The sequence below is a fragment of the Yersinia alsatica genome (assembly GCF_025133195.1).
Lineage (GTDB): Bacteria > Pseudomonadota > Gammaproteobacteria > Enterobacterales > Enterobacteriaceae > Yersinia > Yersinia alsatica.
In genome coordinates, this window is the sequence record NZ_CP104006.1 from 4209337 (window position 1) to 4230012 (window position 20676).

Consider the following 20676-nt stretch of genomic DNA (forward strand, 5'->3'; position numbering starts at 1 on the left):
CAACAGCCCCAAATGACATAACGCTGGGGCTGCCCGGGGCCCTCCCCCGGGAGACTGATGCTGGCATCCCTGCCCGCTAGCACAAGAAAATCCCTTTGGTATTCTCTGGTGTTGACGATAAAACTAACCAAAAATTCAGTCCGTTTTTTGTATTAACTATTTGAACATAAACATTTTAATTAACTCAACGTCAGTACGGGCACCCAATTTCTTCATCGCAGACCGTTTTTGCCCACTGACTGTTTTTTCACTCTTCTTCAAAATTCTGGCGATATCTCCGCCCGAAAAACCTTCATTAAACAACTTCAATACAATATTTTCATTTGGTGTTAAATATTGTCTATCCGAGGACGGTAGACTCAACACCTTAGTGACTTTGCGCTCAGTTAAATTATCTTTAATCCCACGAAGCCTACGTTTAAGCACCGCAGTGATCTTATTCGTTGCAGTATCGACTGAGTCTTCTCTAAAGATCATAGTGACATTACTGAATCGTGGGATGCCCTGCAAAAAGCTATTCAATCTGGCATCGCAAATCAAAAAAACATCTGCTTCTGAAGGAGCTTTATCCAAACGTTTTAATGCTTCAAAAAAGCTGAACTCATCTACACCAATAAAAATGATATCTGCCGAATAAAATGCCTTCCGATAGAATTTAATCTCCTTTTTAAATCCTAACGATGTAAATATCTTTTTTACGATAGATACCATACCTAGTGTTTGATATTTATCGTTATCAACTATCATGCAACTTATCATATTGGCCACACCCGTTAGTGCTTCAGCACTCTATGAATTGTTAACTCACGTCTACATGTGATTAAATGAAATATCATTAAAAATTAGAAAGATAGACTAGATATATCCTTATTTTAGTAGACCACAGGGGGGAGAGGAGATATATAGGATGTCAACACCTAGGAGTGTAGGAAACGTCTTTTTCTGTCAGACATCTTTCCTGACGATTTATTTATAATTAAGTTTCTCAAACGTGACAGCATTGAGATTATATGTAAAAATATATAGAAATTAGTAGCCTAAATAGGAAGGTTCAGATGCAAAGCCTACGCCCTATGAAGCTGTATATCTCATCTAACCTTATTCTAAGTCAGACTACTTTATGAGAAACGTTGGTTTACATGCTCTCAAAACGTTGAGCTGTTTTTCTGCTGTTACTTTTTATTCAGCCAGTAAAACCTGTACTGAACAGTGTTTTTTAGGCGGCGAAGTGATGAGCGTTTTGTACTTTTTGTCGATCATCGCGACTCCACTATTCTTCATGATTATCGGTTATATCGACTCAAATGATGAAATAGATCAACAAGATATCCTAAGAAAACTAAAGTCGATAATAAGCATTATTATCTTCTGGAACGTGCTTTTCTTCTTTATCAATGAAGATGGTTTCAAACGTGGATATTTCTTGCAGAGTTGGCTGTTATTCAGCATTGCCATTATTTATCTCATTAACCCAATAATCTCTAAGGTGTTAAAAAGTAACAGAACGGCAATAATAACCCTCTCCTGCTTGGTTATATTTTCTATTTCTATCGACTTGATTAGTGCATTCAGTGAAAGGCCATATCTGATTGATTTTCCACAATACTTTAGATTATGGACTTGGGTTTTCTATTATATAGCGGGCAGATTCCTATGTTCGAGGGTTTGCCAAAGAATAACTAAATTGCCAAGAGTACGTCTTGCCGCCAAAGTGCTCCTTATCCCGACAGCCATTTCCATGTATTACTATGAAAGTTTTATGTCGATACATGTGTATAAAACAGTGAATGCAGGCTACTTTCTCGATAATTTACACGTTTTAATCCTGAGTTTATGTTTATTTGTCATATTTGATAACTTTAATACAAAACACGAATGGATAAGAAAAACGTTAGCCTATATCAGCCCATCGATGATCGGGGTCTATATTCTGCATGATGGTATTTTCTACTTTATCTCCAGCGCATATAACTTATCCGATGTCACACTGAGGTTCACTCTGCTGTTCTCCGTATTCGCGGCATCAGTATTGTTATCACGAATTCTGTTACTCAATAAGTACACGTCGCGCTTTATATCATTTTGATTGATACGACCCGCCCCCAGTGAGCGCGGGTCGTATTATCAGGACGTGGTTTTAGATAGAGAGAAAACTCATCGCAAGTGGCGTTGATTCAAACGTAAAGCCAGTAACATGATAGTCAGGCTAAAAAATACCGTAACACTGGCCATGGCCATTCCATCACCGACCGAACCTTGCTCAAACTGACGCCAGACAAAGATTGATACGGTCTGGACACCCGCCGGTGACAGCAATAGAGAGGTGACTAACTCCCGCGCCGCCACAGCAAATACCAGCATCATTGATGCCATTAAGCTTGGGAATATCAATGGCAGAACAATGCAGCGCAAAGCATTAAATGCCGTAGCCCCATGGACTCTCGCCGCCGACTCTAGATTCCCACCAATTTGTGCTAGTGCCGCGCCAACATAGCGCACCGGATAAGGCAGTAACAGGCAACTGTACGCCATTAACAAGATAACCCAGCTATTGTATGGGCTAATGGGCCAGAAGCTGTGGTTCCAAGCCAAAATTAGCCCCACGCCAATTACTATCCCCGGTACTGCTGCGGGCAGCAGTGATAAAGCATCAATGGCTGTCGCCCCACGAACTCGTCGCCCCACCACCAACCAAGCGGCAAGAAAACCTATCACTCCGGTCAATATGGCACTGCCCAACGCCAGCGAGATACTGGTAGTCAGTGCGGATAAACCCTCACTTTCCCCACCCAATAACCCAGAAAAATGCTGAACGGTGAGATTGCTGAGAGACAGGCCACCGGAAAGCGTGCGAGAGAAGGCGGTTGCTAGCATCGATGCTACCGGCAGCCCCACAGTGATCAATGCCGTACCGGCAAACAGAAAGAGTACCGGCCACCGCCAGCCCCCCAGATGCCGTTCAATTACGGGAGCCGGTTTGCCGGTTGTTGTTTCCACATTGCGCCCACGGACAATGGCACGTTGCAGAGTAAATGCCGTCAATGCAATAGCCACTAACAACAGTGACAATACCGCCGCTCCCGGCAAATCAATCGGCCAGTCCGCCAGCCGCTGTTCAATGCCCGAAGTCATGACTCTGACACCCGAGCGGCTACCTAACGCCGCCGGTACGCCATATTCCTCAATCGCCAGAGTGAATGCCAATAGTAAGCTGGCCGCCATTGCAGGAAGTGCCAATGGCAATGTCACTCGCGCAAAAGCCTGCCACGGCCCTGCGCCGTGCACTCTGGCAACCTCAGCAAGTCGATGACCGCTGGCTGCCATACTGCGCGAAACGGCGAAATAAACCACCGGGAAAATATTCAGCGTCATCACCCCAATAATACCGGGCAGAGAAAACAGCCATTCACTCAAGTGCAGTGAGAATAGCTGTTCCATATACCCCTGAGGTTGTAGCGCCAGCATCCATGACAGAGCCGCAATATAGGGAGGGATAAGAAATGGCACCAAAAATAACAGATCCCAAACGCGCGCCAGAGGCAAGGAGAATAGCCCTCGCAATGCACCTAATGGGATCCCGATAATGGCACTGCCCACAGCAACACCAAGCCCGACTTGCAAGGTGCCGCTCAGTAGCGCCCCTAACCCTGACTGATTGAATAGTAGATAAAAAGCACTGAAAGGTGCGCTGAATAAACCTTTTTCCAATTGAGGAAAAACCGCCTGAAGCACCACAAAAAAGACCGGTATCGCAACCAATAATAGTAACGCCGCCAAGGTCACCAATGGCAGTAAAGAGAATTTTTTCATCCCATACTCCTGCGCGCACCGGTAAAGGCACGCGCGATATCCCTGAGATTAGCGCTGACCAAATAGCGTGGCAAAACGCGATAATACCGCCGTACGGGAAGCTGAAGCACCATCCCCTTCCGGCAGTAATGTCAGCGATTTGAACAGGGGTCGCTTAGCCTCGACATCTTGTCTGGCGGGCATCAACCATGCGTCCGCCACCGCCTGCTGTCCTTCTGGCGATAAAACATAGTCGATGAAAGCTTTTGCCTGCTCAGGTTGTGGCGTACTTTTCAGAATCATCATTGGTCGTGGCGCAATAACCGTGCCGCTGGCTGGGAAAATCACTTTAATTGACTCCCCGCTTTCAACACTGCTGTAAGCGACATAATCTACTGCACCAAATACAGCTGCTTTAGCCCCTTGCAATACTGGCGTCAGCGCTTGCGCATTCGGCCCAGCAATGATCATGCCATTGGCCTTAAGTTGTTCAAACAGTTGCCAGGCTTTTTCACCTTGAGCATTCTGTAGTCCAATCAATAAATCGAGGGAAGCCCCTGACAGCGCAGGGTCTGGCGTAGTGACTTTGTCTTTAAACACTGGTTGAGCAAGATCTTGCCATTCATGGGGCTCCGGCGTCCCACTTTTGCTATTCCATACAATGCCCAATGCGGAAATACCCTGAGCGACATAGTAAGGTGTTTTAAACTGCGCCGGCACTTGTGCAGCATTCGGGCTTTCATAATTGAGCAACCAACCACGCTGCTGCAAATCGGTTGCCGTATCCCATGAAGCTGAAATCAGGATATCAGCACGAGGATTGGCTTGCTCCGCTTCCAGTCGTGCCATAACTTTGCCAGTAGTCGCCTGAAAAATATCAACTTTTACGCCGCTTTGTTTTTCATAACCCGCAGCCAGTTTTTTTGCCAGAGTCCCCGGCCCTGCGGTATACAGTGTCAGCGCCTGAGCACTGCCTGCCGCCATGGTCAAAGAAAGCGCCATACCCACTATCACTCCTGTTCTCTTTACGTTAATCAGTTTTGTGCTCATTCCATTTATCCCATAGGTTATTAAAGTACTGAAATATCAACAATCTGGCCCTTAGATAGCCGAGCTATACGGTGCGCTAACACGGTGGCCTCAGCATGATCATGAGTGACATAGACCGCCGTGGTACCCAGTTGGCGCAGTAGCACCCGCATCTCTTGGCTCAAAGACTCACGTAATTCACGATCCAGGTTGGATAGCGGCTCATCAAACAGCAGCACTTGTGGCTCGGCAACAATGGCCCGGGCTAATGCCACCCGCTGTTGTTGTCCCCCAGAAAGTTCAGACGGGCGACGACGAGCAAAATCAGCCAACCCGACACGTGCCAATGCAGCATCGATGCGTGCCTGTTTGAGTTCACCGCGCACTCCGCGCATCTGTAGGGGAAAGCCAACATTTTGCGCCACGGTCATATGCGGCCACAGTGCATAATCCTGAAATACCATTCCCAACCCACGTTGCTCAGGAGGCAGATTAAAGTTCTCACCTGCTATTCGTTGCTGACCAAAATGAATTTCACCCGCAGAGGGTTGTAGCAAGCCGGCTAAGAGTTTTAGTAAGGTACTTTTCCCGCAACCAGAAGGGCCTAACAACGCCAAAACCGTACCTTGTGGCACGTCTAAATTGACGTTATTGAGCACCTGATGGTGGGCAAAGGAATGAGATATCCCGGACAATGAAATGCCCGCAGTTTGCAACATATTGGGTTGGCTCATGGTTAGTGCCAATCAATAGCGCAATCGCTATAAAGTGAAGGGGGATAAATATCATGTTGAACGGCATTATAGATGCCGTATTGAGGTAACAACCAGCGTGCAGCAACCGCCCGCGCTGATAACAGCAGGGAAAATAACATGGTGGTATCCTCTTTGGGACTTAATATCGGAAATGCGAGTGTATTCAGCTAACGAGGCATTTTTATTGCAGGAATAAGACTAATAAATGACAACGACATATCTCTCTACTGAATTTGAATCAAAGTCAGTGTATTACCAAATACTGCCCCTGTATCAATATAAAGCTGGTTTTTAAATAATGACGGTTTTACCAAGGGGGTGTGACCGAAAATAAATTTATCTGCCCCAGTAATCTCATTACTTTCCCCCTTCATCGCCGCATTCAGACGTTTACGATTCCATACCACCAATTGTTCACTAACAGGCTTGCCGTAAACATATTCATCGGAAGGATAATCAGCATGGGCGATAACATATTTTCCGCTATCAGTATTGACCTCAATGACTAACGGCAGTTTTTCCGCCAGTTTAATCAACTGCTCGGCCTGATGTTTCTTGCCCTCCTCCAGAGAGAAAAACCACCGCCCGCCATTTGCAATCCAGGTATCAAACTCCCCTCCAGCTAGTACATCAATGGCCATTTGCTCATGATTGCCACGGACAGCACGAAACCAATACGCATTAAGCAGTTCATAACATTCAAGATTCTGTGAACCACGATCAGCGAGATCCCCCACTGAAACCACTAAATCAGTCGCACGCTCAAATTGGACACGATCCAGAGCATCCATCAATTTTTTATAGCAGCCATGAATATCTCCGACAATAAAGATACGGCGGTATTCACTTCCCTCTATCCGATGGTACATAACAGGCTCCACGGTCAGTGCATTGCCTCTATTGATCTTAGCTTAATTGACCGTTTTTTGAGCAGGCACCTCGAGGGTTTGGTAAAAAATAGCGGGAATATTGTGACGACCAGCACATGTGCATTTTTTTATGTGCTCGATATGAGTCATACCTGTACTCCTACAGGTGTATTTGGTCAAATGGGGTGTCGAGTAAGGGCCTTATCTGGCTCAACTTCAATCTGACATGACCATGAGGAAATCCGATGTCTATCTCCGCACGAAATCAGTTAGCTGGAACAGTCCATGCCATTATTGAAGGTTCAGTCAATGATGAAGTCGTCCTGACTTTAGAGGGCGGGGAAAAGCTAACGACTGTTATTACCAAAACCAGCTGCAAAGCATTAGGATTAACAGTAGGTAAACCGGCTGTCGCCCTAATAAAAGCGCCTTGGGTTATTTTAGCTTCTCTGGATTGCGGTTTAAATTTCTCTGCCCGTAACCAATTTACCGGTAAAGTCCAAACCGTCACAAAAGGTGCCGTAAACTCTACTGTTCATGTCGTTACCGTTAATGGATTGGTGCTTATTTCGGTGATTACTAATGAAAGTCTGGAAGAGATGGCATTATCTGTAGGGAGTGAGGTCACTGCGTTATTTAAAGCATCAAGTGTGATTCTTGCCACCAAGAAATCCTGAGAATATTCATCTTGGTTTTTGCACTGAGTGATAGCAATATAGAGTAAGCCGCTCTCTGGCGGCTTACTTAGCATAACTAAATATTGATGTATTGGCCGCTCCATTTACAGTGGCCGATAAATATCCCTATAATGAGTTAATCTTTCCCGAAAGAAATCGCGTTCCTCCGGTGAAAATTTGGCTTCAATCTCATCAACATTAATCTTCTTTTTTTGGTTTTCCATAAACGCAACCGTGGATGCCACAAAGTCCAGGCTGGTATGGCAATAGGCAGAAACAAGCTTCTCAAGTGCTGACATTTTAACCCCCTCATGCGGCCTAGCACGCCCTCCAAAATAACACAAATAATTATCATAAAACCGTGATATGGATCAACTTACAAGGATCATTTGTCATAGTGAACGCCAGTGCTGGCGCCGTTATCAATTCAATTAGGTTTAGATGACATTGGAGTATTGTGCAGTTGATCGATGTTTGCAGTTGATCGATGTTTTTTCGCTGGTTTTCCGTTATCTTCTTGGGCAGCAACCAAACACTAACAATGTATAACGAGAGCAGAACTTAAATGCGAAAGACAACGATGATAATGATTGCCATAGCCTTGGCAGTATTTGCTTACACTCACTTTACCGGAGCTTAGGGCGGAAGAACCAAACCGCCCTAAATACTCATAATGCAACAGTGTGTTACAAAGCGAGTTGTTCCTCTTCATGGTACTGATTTTGCCACATGGCTGAGTATCGCCCATTCTTAAGCAATAATGTCTCATGCCGCCCACGCTCTACGATCTCGCCGGCTTCCATCACAATAATCTCATCGGCATCAATGATGGTTGATAAACGGTGAGCAATAACCAATGTGGTGTGATCTCGGCTGACTTCCCGCAGATGGGACTGAATCTCGCGTTCAGTATGAGTATCTAATGCGCTCGTCGCTTCATCAAAAACTAAAATAGCCGGATTTTTAAGGATAGTGCGCGCAATTGCCACTCGTTGTTTCTCACCGCCGGACAACTTAAGCCCACGTTCTCCGACCCGAGTATCATAACCATCTGGCAGACTAATGATAAAATTATGAATATGTGCGAGTTTTGCTGCGCGCTCAATCTCTTCAAAGCTTGAAGAGGTTCTACCATAAGCAATGTTATAACGCAGCGTATCGTTAAATAACACGGTATCCTGAGGGACAATACCAATAGCTTCACGCAGACTCGCTTGGGTCACATTGCGAATATCTTGACCATCAATATAAACCGCGCCATCAGTGACATCATAAAAACGAAACAGTAAGCGAGAGAGTGTCGATTTACCTGCACCTGATGCGCCGACAACCGCCACCGTTTTACCTGCGGGAATAGTAAAACTCACTTTATTTAAAATAGGTCTGCGCGGATCATAACCGAAACTCACTGAGTCAAAACGTACTTCACCTTTGGTAAGATGCAAAGCTGGCGCATTAGGACGATCTGTAATTTCTTTCTTAACCATCAACAAATCGAGCATATTCTCCATATCAATTAGTGCCTGCCTGATTTCGGAGTAAATAAACCCAAAGAAATTGAGCGGCTGATATAACTGGAGAAGATAGGCATTAACCAGAACGAAATCGCCGATGGTCATATGGCCTTGCGTGATGCCTTTCGCCGCCATAGACATCATCACAACCAACCCTATTGAGATAATTGCGGTTTGCCCGAGACTTAATGCTGTATAACTGAACTGATTTTTTATCGCTGCATATTCATAGAGTTGACGCGAGGTATTGAAACGCTCAGCTTCAAACTCTTCATTACCAAAATATTTTACCGTTTCATAATTTATCAAGCTGTCGATAGATTTTGTATTGGCATCCGCATTGGCCTTATTTAACTCCCGACGAAAACGCGTTCGCCAGCTGACCGCCACCACGGTAAACAGGATATAACACGCCACAGTGACTAAAATAGCGACGGCAAACCAACCATCTAACAGATGCCACATGATCAAAGAGACCAGTGTTATCTCAAATAAAATGGGGAATATAGAGAACAATATACGTGAAAGAACTGTCGCTACGGCTTGTGTTCCACGTTCGATAGATAACGATAACCCTCCCGTTTGCCGATCAAGATGAAAGCGTAAACTGAGCTCATGTAATTGTTTAAATACTCGCAGGCCAAGTAATCGAGTTGCATTCTGGCTGATATGTATAAACATGACATTACGCAGTTCTTCAAATAAAGAAGCACTAATTCTCGCGACCCCATAAGCGACAATAAAACCAAGAGGAATCGCCATCATCTTGGCGCTTTCGCTGCTTAATGTATCGACCATAGCCTTATAGGCGAGCGGAACCAGTGTCGTGCTGACCTTGGAAACCACCATAAATATGACGGCAGCAATCAGGTAATAGCGCAGTTTGCGGCTATTTTTAGGCCACAAATAAGGTAGCAGAAACTTCAGTAAACGGGAGCGATCCATATATAGGTCTTTGTCATCTCAGGTGAAACAGCTGTCATTGTTTTTTTATATTCTGCCACGTATCAGAGCAATGGCCTAATCAGGCTGGGTTGTCACAGCATGAGGATGCAGATAAAGATTGTTCATATTTTTTGACTAATACCAGCAATTCTCTTCGATATTCAAATTATGTGATCGGAGTAACATTTCTTCTATCGAAAGCAATCAGCTTTCCCCTGAACCAACAGAAGAGAATTTATTATGAAAACAACTATCGCCGCACTCGCCCTCATCGCAGCAATCTTGGCACCAACAGTTTCAATGGCAAATATCGGTGACCATGACAGCTACCAAGGCACCTACCCTGTAAGCCAGGGCCAAAATACCAATACCGCCGGCCAGACCGCGAAAAACTAATAAACTAAAAGTCCCACTTAGATTGAGTGGGACTTTTTATTATTACCAGCCAACAACACTATTAGTCATGACTAAAATCAGTCTCCCAATGCATCAATACCCGCTGTTTAATATCATCGGGATAAGCATAATCGAATGAGCTAATAGCCCCATGATTTTCCGGTAGCAGTGCATCGATAATAACGCGCTTCCCCTTGCGGTTATGACGCTCTTCCTCAGAATAACAACTCAATAATGGTAAAATACAACTTTCATAGAAATAGCGTTTTCTCTCAGGATGTATACGCGTTGCTAACGCCCAAAGTAGGGACTCGGTATCCGCGGGGTCAACATCATCATCCAGCACAACAATTTTGGGTAATTTGATACTATTTCGTGTTTGATGAATAACATCTCCCACCTTTTTAGTTAATTGTTCGCTGGTCAAATCTGGATGAGTCTGACGCCAATGACGGTTAATAGAAACAATCATTAAGTGACAAGCGGAATATAGTGGTACCCAAACAAAAGACACGGGCAAATTCGCTGTCAATAATACATTTTGAATAGCGGCTGCATCACCTATTCCTGAACAAGTGTGATATTCATCAACCGGTTTACCTTCAGCCACGACTGGCCAGATGGGGTCATCTTGCCAACTGATAGCTGTAATGGAAAGAATAGGTTGCAGAGAGTTTTCATTCGGGATGTACCCGGCAAATTCACCGAACGGTCCTTCAACACCTTCGCGGGTAATAGCAAAATAACCCTCAATAACTACTTCGGAGCTGGCGGGTACTCTTAAATCGTGGGTTTCACATTTAACAACCTCAATCCCCTTGCCATAGAGCGCACCAATATATTCTGCCTCATTAACATTACGTTCAAGAAGAGGTAATCCAGCAATATACGGAACAATTGGCTCACATCCCTGAACCAATGCATAAGGCATAGGTTTACCAATTTTCACCCACTCTTCCCATATATCAGAAATATGCTGGCTGGGAAAAACCAGTGCAATCATCTGCCGGTCATTAAGATATTGCACTCGTTGTATTGACCAGTTACACCACTGACCATCGGGTGATTCAACAATAAAAACACCCCAGGTATTTACGTAGCGGTTACCATCATGTTGATGAACCTGAGGTATAGGAAAGTGCGCTAATGAGGCATCCTCGCCGCGTAAGATATTTTGCTTACAAGGTGCAGAGTTACTGTCTATTTCTACGGGTAAATAAGGCGTTTTCTTTAATCCATCAATCAGATATTGAACAATAGACTGTGCACTTGCTGTTGTTGATAACCCCAATGACATCGCCACTCGTGAGAGCGGATATTCAGGATTAGATGACAGTGCTGCGAGCCCCCCCACAATTGAGCAACCAGGATAACCTTTTATATTTGTCATTAATGGGACTGGCGCTTTGGTTTCCGTGCTGCGTCGAATTATTGCGGCCGCTTCCAGATAGCTATCAACTGGACGGTTTATTATCCTTAAATCACCCTGCCTTTTAAGAAGATTTATTTGTTCGCGTAGACTTTTTAAGAACATGATATACCTCAGAGTTAGATGTTAAGGCATTAATTCAACACAATTTCTGGTAACGGTAATTCATCGGAAATAATTGCGTTTGATAGACGAATAATGTCTTCATCCAGAGGGCGATCTTTATCAAGTACCGGGGTGAAGCGACGAACTGCGTGATACAACTCAGCAGCTTCAGCTGAAAAGTAGACCACCCTCGGGATCCTTTCAGGCGTTTACGTAATATGGCGGCAATTGCTTTTGTCCCAGATGGTTTTTATTTCTTGAATACAGGATCAAAATGTTCATCGAAAGCTTGCAATGATTCAATCGCCATAGGAATTCCAGCCAATCCTACTTTAAGTGTTTTTCCAATCTAACAACTGTAATTGTGCTAATTTCAGTCATCAACCGCGTGCCATTGATGAGAGCCAATCCCTCTTTTGTCTTCAGAGTTTTATGGGTAATAAACTGTTTTTTATCTCTCTCACCTATGCTGTGGTTAACTCTACACCACCATACCAAAGCTTTCCTTAACCGCTCAAGTAGACTGAACTATAACGAGGAATTGTGCCAACAGAGAACAAAGCTGTGACTGATAAACAAACCGTATCAAGAAATTTAGACATATTTACCAATAAGTATTATAGTCTACCCCATTGAGAAATAACTATGAAAAATGAAAACATATAGCGTCATATAGGTAATTATTAGATAGTGGGAAGTTGTTGATTGATTATCTAAGTGTTTTATGTAAGCCAATCAATTTATTTAGTTAAATATATTTTTTCTAATTGGTATGTTTAAAGGATTTAGAAGAATGACCAGTAATAAATTATCGCTTAGGTTTATTATTTTACTTTTTATCGTTGGATTTATTGTGTTTTTTTTTAGATTTCCACAACCGATTATCACCCCGACTATTTATGCAGAGGATGGCATATGGATTGGGTCTGCATTATCAAATGGATGGATGCATACTTTCATTCATGCAAGGCCCGACTATTTTGTATTTTTCAATATATTTTTCTTATTTATAGCTTCATATCTAAGCAGTTTTTTTAGTGGTAGCGAATTGCTACTACTTCCTTTTTTTATTGCATGTATATCATATTCATTCTATTCTTTCACCTCTATTGTTGTCTATATAACAGCAAGGAAATACTCAAACTCATCAATCGCTTTTCTTGCTTTTTTGATGTCTTTATTTATACCGCTAGGGTTATCACAAGCAGAATCAATAGGAACACTTGTACAGGTTGGATTTTACATGCCAGTGCTTTCTGTTTGCTTTCATTTATTCCGTTCTGAATCTAAATCTGTTCTAAAAAGAACTGCATTAGACGTAGTAATATTTCTTATGGCTGCTACTAATCCAGTAAACTTTGCTATTACGGGTGTCTACTTAGTTGCTAAACTATTTAGTGTCGATAATAAAAACAAATTTATTATTGGCATGTTACCACTTCTTATATCTCTCCTTGTATTATTTCTGATTATAGCCCCAAGAATGAATGGAAGTGGTGGTGTAATGGGGTTCTATAACGCTGATAATCTGATAGAAATGATAACTGCCAGATCAATATTGTATCCATTTATCTTTCCCTTCTATGGGAAACTAAATGATACTATATCAATAGCTTTTTCTGTAGTATATGCTGCGTTTGTAGTATTTATCTTTGTAAAATCAGAAAAAAACATTCGTCTTGCAATTGCAATGATTGCCTCGACGCTAATAATATATTGTGTAGCAACAACTGCAGGAAGATCTGGAATAACTGGGCTGCTTAATAATTATAGTTCAACATATCCTGACCGTTACTTTATGGGAATTAATATTTTATCTATTCTTCTCTTTACCCTGTGTATTTCTCAAGTTAAAAACAGGACAATAAGGTATATATTTATAGCGATCTTATTCGTGATTTATATATTAGGAAGTAAGTCATTATTCGAAAGCACTCAAGAAAAGCGGCGCATAGCATTAGACTATGTATATATTAACACGCTATGTAATGCGAGTGATGAGGGTAATGGGTTTAGCCGGATAGTCATATTACCTTCCACAGATTGGTATATTCGTGTACCTTCTCAATATGTGAAAAGTATATACTGTATTAAAAATTAAAAAACACTCCAAGAGTATTTCCACATAAATTTGAAATTTCCATTTGGGGCTTTAGTTACCGGATGATGACTCTTCGGTAACTTTTTATCTATTCGTAGTAACCAGATTCGAATAAATCCAATAATATAAAATACGTTAACCCGTTATCTGAGAGTACTATTTCAAGCATAGCCTAAGCTACCAATCTACAAAAAATTATCTAATTGCCATACGAAAACCATCTCCAGCGTTCAAATTTTAGTAATATTTATCGTACTAGCTAGTCTTGCGACTACTTTTTTCTCAACTCCAGAATACCTCTTTTTATTTTGGGATAAATACCTAACCTAATTCTTAGTCGGGATCAAGTGATACCCGTTACATGTTGGTGTTGATTGTGACAAGTATTTAACATTACCCAGTATGTGGGGGATCAACAATCAAGGATGACTGGCCTCAATGAGACGACAATGACAATGTAATACTCCTACGATGAGATAAATAGCCTATAGTGATATTTTTGATTATGTTAAAACTAAGGATCCTAATCTAATGCAACCAAAATGGACTACTCGGTGGATTCCTGGGCTCACGACGTTCATTCATTATAATAAAGCAAATTTAAAATCTGATGTTCGTTCAGGGCTTTCAGTCGCAGCTGTCGCATTACCGGTCGCCATTGCTTACGCCGAGTTAATGGGGATCAATGCTGTTGTCGGGCTGTATGCCTGCATTTTACCCATGATTGTTTATGCATTGTTTGGTACATCAAGGCAATTGATCGTTGGCCCAGATGCCGCGACCTGTGCCGTCATTACGGCGGCAGTGGCCCCTCTTGCTCTTGGCAATCAAGACACTGTCTGGCAAATGGCTATTGCCATGACAATAATGACTGGGTTTTGGTGCGTCATTGCCGGCCGCTTTCGGCTCGCCATCTTTGCCGATTTTCTTTCTCAGCCTATTTTGCAAGGGCTTTTGAATGGCGTAGCCATCACCATCGTGATCGGGCAGTTTGGCAATATCTTAGGATTAAATTCACTCCCATCAGATTTGATTAAGTGCTTGATTGCCTTACCTGAAAGATTATCAGACACTCATGAGTTAACATTAATACTCTCAGTTGCCAGCCTCTTGGCCCTATTTATTCTCAAAGCTCTACGCCCGAAATGGCCAGCTCCTCTTATTGTGATGACGATCGCCACACTATTAAGTGGATATCTAGATTTTAGCTCGAGGGGAATAGCTATTATTGGTAGCTTAGGCCAAGGGTTGCCACATATAAGCATGCCGCATTTTGACCCTAACTTATTGCGCGAACTTATTGTCCCATCACTCAATCTTGCCGTGATCAGTATTGTTAGCTTTATGATGACAGTACAAAGTTTTGCCAGTAAAAATGGTTATGAGGTCGATATTGATAAAGAGTTATATGCTTTAGGTTATATCAATATCGTTGCCGGATTATCACAAGGATTCGCCGTCAGTGCAGCAACAAGCCGGACTGCAGTTAATGATGATAATGGTGGTAAAACTCAAATGGTCTCGGTGGTTGCTGCCTTAATGATTGCCTTGGTGCTTTTATTCTTGACGCAAGCTCTTAGTTTCATTCCATTAGCAACTCTTGGGGCGGTTCTTATTTATGCCGCATGGTCAATGTTCAGTTTTAAAGCTATTTTCTCCATGCGAGTACAGAATCGCTCAGCCTACATCCTGACTCTATTTACCTTAATTGCTGTGTTATTCGTAGGATTGATTGACGGTATCGGATTTGCCATTATTCTTGGGCTACTGCAATTCCTTCGCACTGTATTCAAACCAACAGACCAGTTACTGGGTGTTGATAATCAAGGAATAATTCACTCTATTGATGCTGAAAATAATATTAAACCTATTGATGGTTTAATAATGTATCGCTTCAACTCTATATTAACCTATTTTAATGCGACCTATTTTAAAAAACGCGTAACCCAGCTAATTAGTAATGCTCCTATTACACCTCACTGGCTAGTTGTCGATGCAGCCACTTGCTTTACATATAATGATGCCAGTGTATTTTCGATGCTTAAAGAGCTGATCCCGACGTTGAGGGAAAAAGGCGTGACGCTTATTCTTGCCGGTCGTAACAAAGAATTATCCCTCTGGCTAACGAAAAACGATATGTCACATTACACTGAAGAGATTATTTTAGTGCCTGACCTCTATTTTGCTGTCCAAATGATTCAGAAAGATGAAATACAGTCGAAAATTAAGAGACAAAAAACTGCCATAAAATCTGCCCAAGATATTTGACCACACTGATGGGAGGAATGAGGCCAGTAGTGGTCAGGAAATACCGGTTGATGGTCATACATCGTTTATAAGATTCGTTGATCTGACACGGCATACACCCTTGGCAAAACCAGTATATTTATTAGACATAAACACAACGCAAGGAGCGTTATATGTCACAGCAAGAACAGTTCTGCCAAGCCTGCGGTATGCCGATGTCAGTTGCGGATGCACAAGGCGCGAGCGATAAATACTGCGCATATTGCAGCGACACTGAAGGTCATCTTAAACCTTGGGAAGAGGCCGTTTCCGGTCTGGCTGAATTCCTCGACTCCTGGCAAAAAGTCGGGCCTGAAGAAGCTCGCAAACGGGCAAAGCGCTATTTGACGGCAATGCCTGCCTGGGCACATAAAGCTGACGACTAACCCACTCATGCCCAACGCCAGCCGCTATGCCGTCGTCATACTGCATGAAATCTATGGCATTAATCATCATATCCGGCGCGAGCACGATAAGTGGCAAAGGCGCGGGTTCGACGTCTATATCCCAGCCCTGTTTCCTCATACCACCCCTTTCGGCTATGCGCAGCAAGATAAAGCTTACCGCCATTTTTCAGAAAACGTTGGCTTTGATCCCACCCGCGTGGTTGCACTGCTGACTAAATTAAGAGCAAAGTACAGTAAGCTGCTGGTTGTGGGATACAGCGTCGGCGCTACACATGCGTGGCTGGCTGCCAGAAGCGATTTATGCGACGGCGTTATCTGCCATTATGGATCCCGTATTCGTCAATACAGCGATATTGCTCCACCCTGCCCGGCACTGATTATTATTGCCCGCTACGAGCCATCATTCGATACTCTACTGATGCAACAAGAGCTGGAAAAACTGCCGTTAGTACAGTGTGTTATGTTCGATGCACCTCACGGATTTTGTGATGCAGATAGCCCAGCATTTAATGCCGAGCTGGCACATCAAGCATCTGAAAAGGCAGCAGAGTTTGTGGATGCCATTATCTTAGAGAAGACATAAAAACGGGTTTAGATCCTAGGGATATACATGAAGAAATATATTCATCACGTAAAGCGGCATCAGCCATTAATCCCTGGAATGGATGCAATATCATTACTGACCGAACACTCGTTTCCCCGTCATTCACATGACCAATTTGGCATTGGTATTGTCATTCAGGGAACACAGCGCTCCTGGAGTCACCTGGGGAATGTGCAAGCCAGTGCGGGGGACATCATTATGGTTAATCCGGGAGAAATCCATGATGGACAACCGCTACAGGGGCCGCGCGGATGGCATATGATTTTTTTCGAACCTGACGTAATGGCGCAAGAACTACAGCATGATTCTAAAACTCAGGATATTCTGATGTCTCCTGTCATCACTGATCCGGCACTCAGTAGCCATATGAGGACGATGTTCGATAAAATAAATGCACCTCATCCTGACAGTACTGCGATTGAAGAGGCTTTTATTCTGAGCCTAATGCGAGTCACTCAATATCATATTTTTTCAAAGTTACCACTCAAAAAATATACTCCCCCTGTCATACTGGCTAAACAATATCTTGATGATTGTCCTGAGGAAAAAATCACACTCAGTCAGTTGGCTGCTCTTTGTGATATCAGCCGTTTTCAGCTAATACGTGCATTTTCACATGAGTTAGGTATTACACCGCACGCATACTTAGTTCAGTCACGTATACGTCTGGCCCGGAAATTACTGTCGGGTGGGAAAACAATTATCGATACGGCACTAATGACAGGGTTTGCTGACCAAAGTCATTTGACCCGTGCTTTCCAGAAGCAATTTGGCATGACTCCCGGTTATTTTTTATCAGCCAGAGAGTAATTCTCACCTGCAATTTTCTTCAAGACACACCAGCTAAATATACCAGACACTCTGCATTACATATCCCGATGACGTAAAGAGATACGCCATGCAGATGAGTAGCGAATTTTTGATAACATCACTTATTGTAGTTATATCGCCGGGTACTGGGGCGCTTTATACCATTGCCACCGGCCTGGGGAGCGGAGTAAAGCAAAGTCTTATTGCTGCGGTAGGTTGTACCCTAGGTATTATTCCTCATATGTTGGCGGCCATTACTGGGCTGGCGGCTATATTTCATACCAGCGCCGCAGCCTTTGGGATTATAAAATTCCTAGGCGTTATCTGGTTACTGTATATGGCATGGATAACCCTCAAGCAAAATGGCCCATTACAAATTGAAAGTACCAATGAAACCGCCACGCCTTTAAAAGTTATTGTTCATGCGGTCTTAATCAACCTACTTAATCCAAAACTGTCACTGTTTTTTTTAGCATTTCTACCACAGTTTATCAGTACTGAAACCGCTTCCCCGACAAATGACATGCTGATACTCAGCGGTATTTTCATGCTAATGACACTGCTGATTTTTATGTTATATGGCGTGTTTTCTTCTTTCATGCGCGGTCATATATTATCCCGCCCCAAAGTCATGAAAATATTGCGAGCGAGTTTCTCGTTGAGTTTTATTGGGCTGGGAATCAAGCTTATACTGACACAGCGCGAATAAAGAGTATGAAAGAAACTCGTCGTAGATGACAAAGTAAAATAGTGAAAAAGTGAGTCCTACAAAAACAGCTTTCTTTTCATAAAAATAAATTTAGTCAAAATCTTGCGGCCATTCACATCATTCACACAAGCGGAAATTTATCCGAACTAATAAACCGCCCAGTAACTCACTGTGCAATAACTCTGGGCGGGTTTTATGGTAAGTCGTAATGTCTTTTACCAAGGCTAACCCCAGCCCGGCGCCGGGCTGCTCACCCACATTGTCCAGCCGGTGAAATGGCATCAGTGCTTGTACAGCTTCATCTTGTGCAATGCCGGGGCCGCTGTCTTCTATTTCCAACAAACAGCACTCTGCTTCCTTGCCGATAACCAACCTTACCGTCACCACGCCTTGCTTTGGTGTGTATTTCAACGCGTTATCTAGCAAGTTGTCGCACAGTTCGGTCAACAACAAAGCATCTCCTTCGATCCAGCAATCAGACGCCCCCTCATAGCCCAGATCAATCTGCTTACTGCGGGCTTGGGCAAGATGCGCGAAACACGCATCTCGTAATAGTGGGCCAAGATTAACCGGCTGGAGCTTGCGCTCGTGCACTTTCATCCGGGATAACTGCAACAACCGATCAGTCAGAGAGACGGTATGATCCAGCGTCCCGCGCATCGCCAATAGGCTTTCACGCCATTGCCGTGGTTCGTCACTGGCCAGAGCCACCGCTACCTGCGTTTTCAACACCGTTAGCGGTGTACGCAATTGATGAGAGGCATCGGCACTAAAGCGCCCCTGCCGAGCCACCATTTCCCGTAAACGCTCGATGTAGCGATCAAAGGCCAATAACAAGGGTTCCATTTCTGACCATGGCAACACTTTGGGGAGCGGGGTTAGTTCACCGGGACTGCGGCGCAGCATCAAGCTCGACAGCTTACGTAATGGCTTGAGAATACCTTTGAGTAAGATATAGGCCATTACCAGCGTCAATAGCACCAGCGTACCTTGGGTCAAAACTGCGGAGACCATGATCTGCTGTGCCAAATCATGGCGGGATGCCAGCGTTTCAGCCACCAACACCATCGCCATCCCCATGACACCGGACTCATTAACCGGTTGATAAAGCGCGGCCACACGTATTGGTTTGCCTCGATACTCGGCATCATAGAAATGCACCAATGCAGGGTAAAGAAGGGAGCGCGGCGTATTTAGCGGGAAAGGCGGCAAATCATTGTAGCCAGCAATACTTTTCCCCTCCGGCGTAATCACCTGATAGTAAAGCTGATCATTCATGTTCCGTTCAAAGCTGTCGAGGACAATATAAGGGACATCAACCTCTAGCTGCCCATGACGGACAACTAACCGCTCCGCCACCGTTCGGGCAGAGGCTAATAGGGTACGATCATAAGCGAGCGTAGCGGCATTCATCGCACTGATATAGTGGGTATAAATAGAAATCCCCCCTAAAATCAATAAGGGTACGCCAAAAAACAGCAGCAATTGATGAAACAGCGAGCGCGGGGCTTTAAGCCATCGTGGCGCAAGAGTATTAGAGCGCTCCATCGGTGCATTCCAAGCTATAACCTAAACCGCGTAAGGTTTGAATAGACACATTACTGCCATGTAACTTTTTACGCACCCGATGCACATACAGCTCAATACTTTCTGGATTGGCATCATCGGATAAGGTAAATACTTGCTCGAATAGCTGTTGTTTGGCAACCGGTCTCCCCCGGCGATGCATCAGTGACGTTAATACTGCCGATTCCCGCGGTGTCAGCGCCAATGGCTTATTGGTCAACAGAAAGTATCCTTCGTCGTGATAAGTCAAATCACCAAACTGCACCACCTGCCCGCTTCCCCCAACACTACGCCGTAATAGAGCACGTATCCGCGCCTCCAATTCATCCATTTCGAACGGTTTCGTCAAATAGTCATCGGCCCCCAAGTTCAGCCCTTTTACCCGGTCTGCCACTTCCGTTCTGGCAGTTAGCAGCAACACCGGCAGCGTTTGCCCACGCTTACGTAGCCGTGCCAGCAGGTCTAACCCATTCAGGCGTGGCAATGCCACATCCAATACCACCAGTGCGTAATTTTCGTTTTGCAGCAAATGATCGGCAGCAACACCATCATTTGCCACATCCACAGCGAAGCCCGCATGAGTCAATGCTTTTTGTAACCAGTGAGATAACTCGGGGTGATCTTCTACCAACAAGAGACGCATATCACATCCTGCACTTTTTCCTTCCCATTGAAAGGTAACTGA

General features: G+C 43.8%; 21 protein-coding genes. 9 read left to right on the forward strand and 12 right to left on the reverse strand.

The window, feature by feature from the left end; genetic code table 11:
• Nucleotides 1-156: 156 nt before the first annotated feature.
• On the reverse strand, nt 157-747 hold the full coding sequence (locus tag N0H69_RS19050) for a helix-turn-helix transcriptional regulator (RefSeq protein WP_050108756.1): 591 nt from the start codon (nt 745-747) through the stop codon (nt 157-159).
• Between the two features lie 373 nt (nt 748-1120).
• On the opposite strand from N0H69_RS19050, the gene N0H69_RS19055 reads away from it, so the two are divergent.
• The gene (locus tag N0H69_RS19055) at nt 1121-2086 is read left to right on the forward strand and encodes an acyltransferase family protein (protein ID WP_050108757.1); all 966 of its coding nucleotides are present in this window, start codon (nt 1121-1123) and stop codon (nt 2084-2086) included.
• A 68-nt stretch (nt 2087-2154) separates the two neighbouring features.
• Here N0H69_RS19055 and N0H69_RS19060 read toward each other — a convergent pair whose 3' ends face one another.
• The 5 genes from N0H69_RS19060 to N0H69_RS19080 form a co-directional block, all read right to left on the reverse strand.
• Nucleotides 2155-3810: an ABC transporter permease gene (locus N0H69_RS19060; RefSeq protein ID WP_050133421.1), complete on the reverse strand. Its 1656-nt coding sequence runs from the start codon at nt 3808-3810 to the stop codon at nt 2155-2157.
• A 48-nt stretch (nt 3811-3858) separates the two neighbouring features.
• The gene (locus N0H69_RS19065; RefSeq protein WP_172665439.1) at nt 3859-4791 is read right to left on the reverse strand and encodes an ABC transporter substrate-binding protein; all 933 of its coding nucleotides are present in this window, start codon (nt 4789-4791) and stop codon (nt 3859-3861) included.
• 68 nt (nt 4792-4859) lie between these two features.
• Nucleotides 4860-5537, reverse strand: coding sequence for an ABC transporter ATP-binding protein (locus tag N0H69_RS19070; RefSeq protein WP_050108995.1), 678 nt, complete (start codon nt 5535-5537; stop codon nt 4860-4862).
• 17 nt (nt 5538-5554) lie between these two features.
• Nucleotides 5555-5692 (reverse strand): hypothetical protein, encoded by a 138-nt coding sequence (locus N0H69_RS19075; RefSeq protein WP_155412595.1) that lies wholly within the window; start codon nt 5690-5692, stop codon nt 5555-5557.
• Nucleotides 5693-5797: 105 nt separating this feature from the next.
• Nucleotides 5798-6442: a metallophosphoesterase gene (locus tag N0H69_RS19080; RefSeq protein WP_050108762.1), complete on the reverse strand. Its 645-nt coding sequence runs from the start codon at nt 6440-6442 to the stop codon at nt 5798-5800.
• A gap of 245 nt (nt 6443-6687) precedes the next feature.
• Between N0H69_RS19080 and N0H69_RS19085 the strand changes: the two genes are divergently transcribed.
• Nucleotides 6688-7119, forward strand: a complete 432-nt coding sequence (locus N0H69_RS19085) for a TOBE domain-containing protein (RefSeq protein WP_050122473.1) — start codon at nt 6688-6690, stop codon at nt 7117-7119.
• A gap of 104 nt (nt 7120-7223) precedes the next feature.
• Here N0H69_RS19085 and N0H69_RS19090 read toward each other — a convergent pair whose 3' ends face one another.
• Nucleotides 7224-7418 (reverse strand): glycogen synthase, encoded by a 195-nt coding sequence (locus N0H69_RS19090; RefSeq protein ID WP_050108766.1) that lies wholly within the window; start codon nt 7416-7418, stop codon nt 7224-7226.
• A gap of 387 nt (nt 7419-7805) precedes the next feature.
• Nucleotides 7806-9578: an ABCB family ABC transporter ATP-binding protein/permease gene (locus tag N0H69_RS19095; RefSeq protein WP_050151468.1), complete on the reverse strand. Its 1773-nt coding sequence runs from the start codon at nt 9576-9578 to the stop codon at nt 7806-7808.
• Nucleotides 9579-9818: 240 nt separating this feature from the next.
• Here N0H69_RS19095 and N0H69_RS19100 point away from each other — a divergent pair, with 240 nt between their 5' ends.
• The gene (locus N0H69_RS19100) at nt 9819-9974 is read left to right on the forward strand and encodes a hypothetical protein (protein WP_172665437.1); all 156 of its coding nucleotides are present in this window, start codon (nt 9819-9821) and stop codon (nt 9972-9974) included.
• Nucleotides 9975-10035: 61 nt separating this feature from the next.
• On the opposite strand, the gene N0H69_RS19105 is transcribed toward N0H69_RS19100, so the two are convergent.
• Complete coding sequence (locus N0H69_RS19105; RefSeq protein WP_050108772.1) at nt 10036-11508, reverse strand: UbiD family decarboxylase; 1473 nt, start codon at nt 11506-11508, stop codon at nt 10036-10038.
• A 29-nt stretch (nt 11509-11537) separates the two neighbouring features.
• Nucleotides 11538-11696, reverse strand: a complete 159-nt coding sequence (locus tag N0H69_RS19110; RefSeq protein ID WP_155412596.1) for a hypothetical protein — start codon at nt 11694-11696, stop codon at nt 11538-11540.
• 605 nt (nt 11697-12301) lie between these two features.
• On the opposite strand from N0H69_RS19110, the gene N0H69_RS19115 reads away from it, so the two are divergent.
• The 6 genes from N0H69_RS19115 to N0H69_RS19140 all read left to right on the forward strand — a co-directional run bounded on the left by N0H69_RS19115 (nt 12302) and on the right by N0H69_RS19140 (nt 18425).
• Nucleotides 12302-13609: a hypothetical protein gene (locus N0H69_RS19115; RefSeq protein WP_050151470.1), complete on the forward strand. Its 1308-nt coding sequence runs from the start codon at nt 12302-12304 to the stop codon at nt 13607-13609.
• A 531-nt stretch (nt 13610-14140) separates the two neighbouring features.
• Entirely contained in the window at nt 14141-15877 is a 1737-nt protein-coding gene (locus tag N0H69_RS19120; protein ID WP_050151472.1) for a SulP family inorganic anion transporter, read from the forward strand.
• A gap of 194 nt (nt 15878-16071) precedes the next feature.
• On the forward strand, nt 16072-16281 hold the full coding sequence (locus N0H69_RS19125; protein ID WP_235895946.1) for a zinc ribbon domain-containing protein: 210 nt from the start codon (nt 16072-16074) through the stop codon (nt 16279-16281).
• A gap of 7 nt (nt 16282-16288) precedes the next feature.
• Nucleotides 16289-16885, forward strand: coding sequence for a dienelactone hydrolase family protein (locus N0H69_RS19130; RefSeq protein WP_050151476.1), 597 nt, complete (start codon nt 16289-16291; stop codon nt 16883-16885).
• 27 nt (nt 16886-16912) lie between these two features.
• Nucleotides 16913-17716 (forward strand): AraC family transcriptional regulator, encoded by an 804-nt coding sequence (locus tag N0H69_RS19135; protein ID WP_050151478.1) that lies wholly within the window; start codon nt 16913-16915, stop codon nt 17714-17716.
• Nucleotides 17717-17810: 94 nt separating this feature from the next.
• Nucleotides 17811-18425 (forward strand): LysE family translocator, encoded by a 615-nt coding sequence (locus tag N0H69_RS19140; RefSeq protein ID WP_050122550.1) that lies wholly within the window; start codon nt 17811-17813, stop codon nt 18423-18425.
• 117 nt (nt 18426-18542) lie between these two features.
• On the opposite strand, the gene N0H69_RS19145 is transcribed toward N0H69_RS19140, so the two are convergent.
• Nucleotides 18543-19973, reverse strand: a complete 1431-nt coding sequence (locus N0H69_RS19145) for a sensor histidine kinase (protein WP_050108788.1) — start codon at nt 19971-19973, stop codon at nt 18543-18545.
• Nucleotides 19960-20634, reverse strand: coding sequence for a transcriptional regulator TctD (tctD, locus tag N0H69_RS19150; RefSeq protein WP_050122485.1), 675 nt, complete (start codon nt 20632-20634; stop codon nt 19960-19962). The genes N0H69_RS19145 and tctD overlap by 14 nt, the downstream gene beginning before the upstream one ends.
• Between the last annotated feature and the right edge of the window lie 42 nt (nt 20635-20676).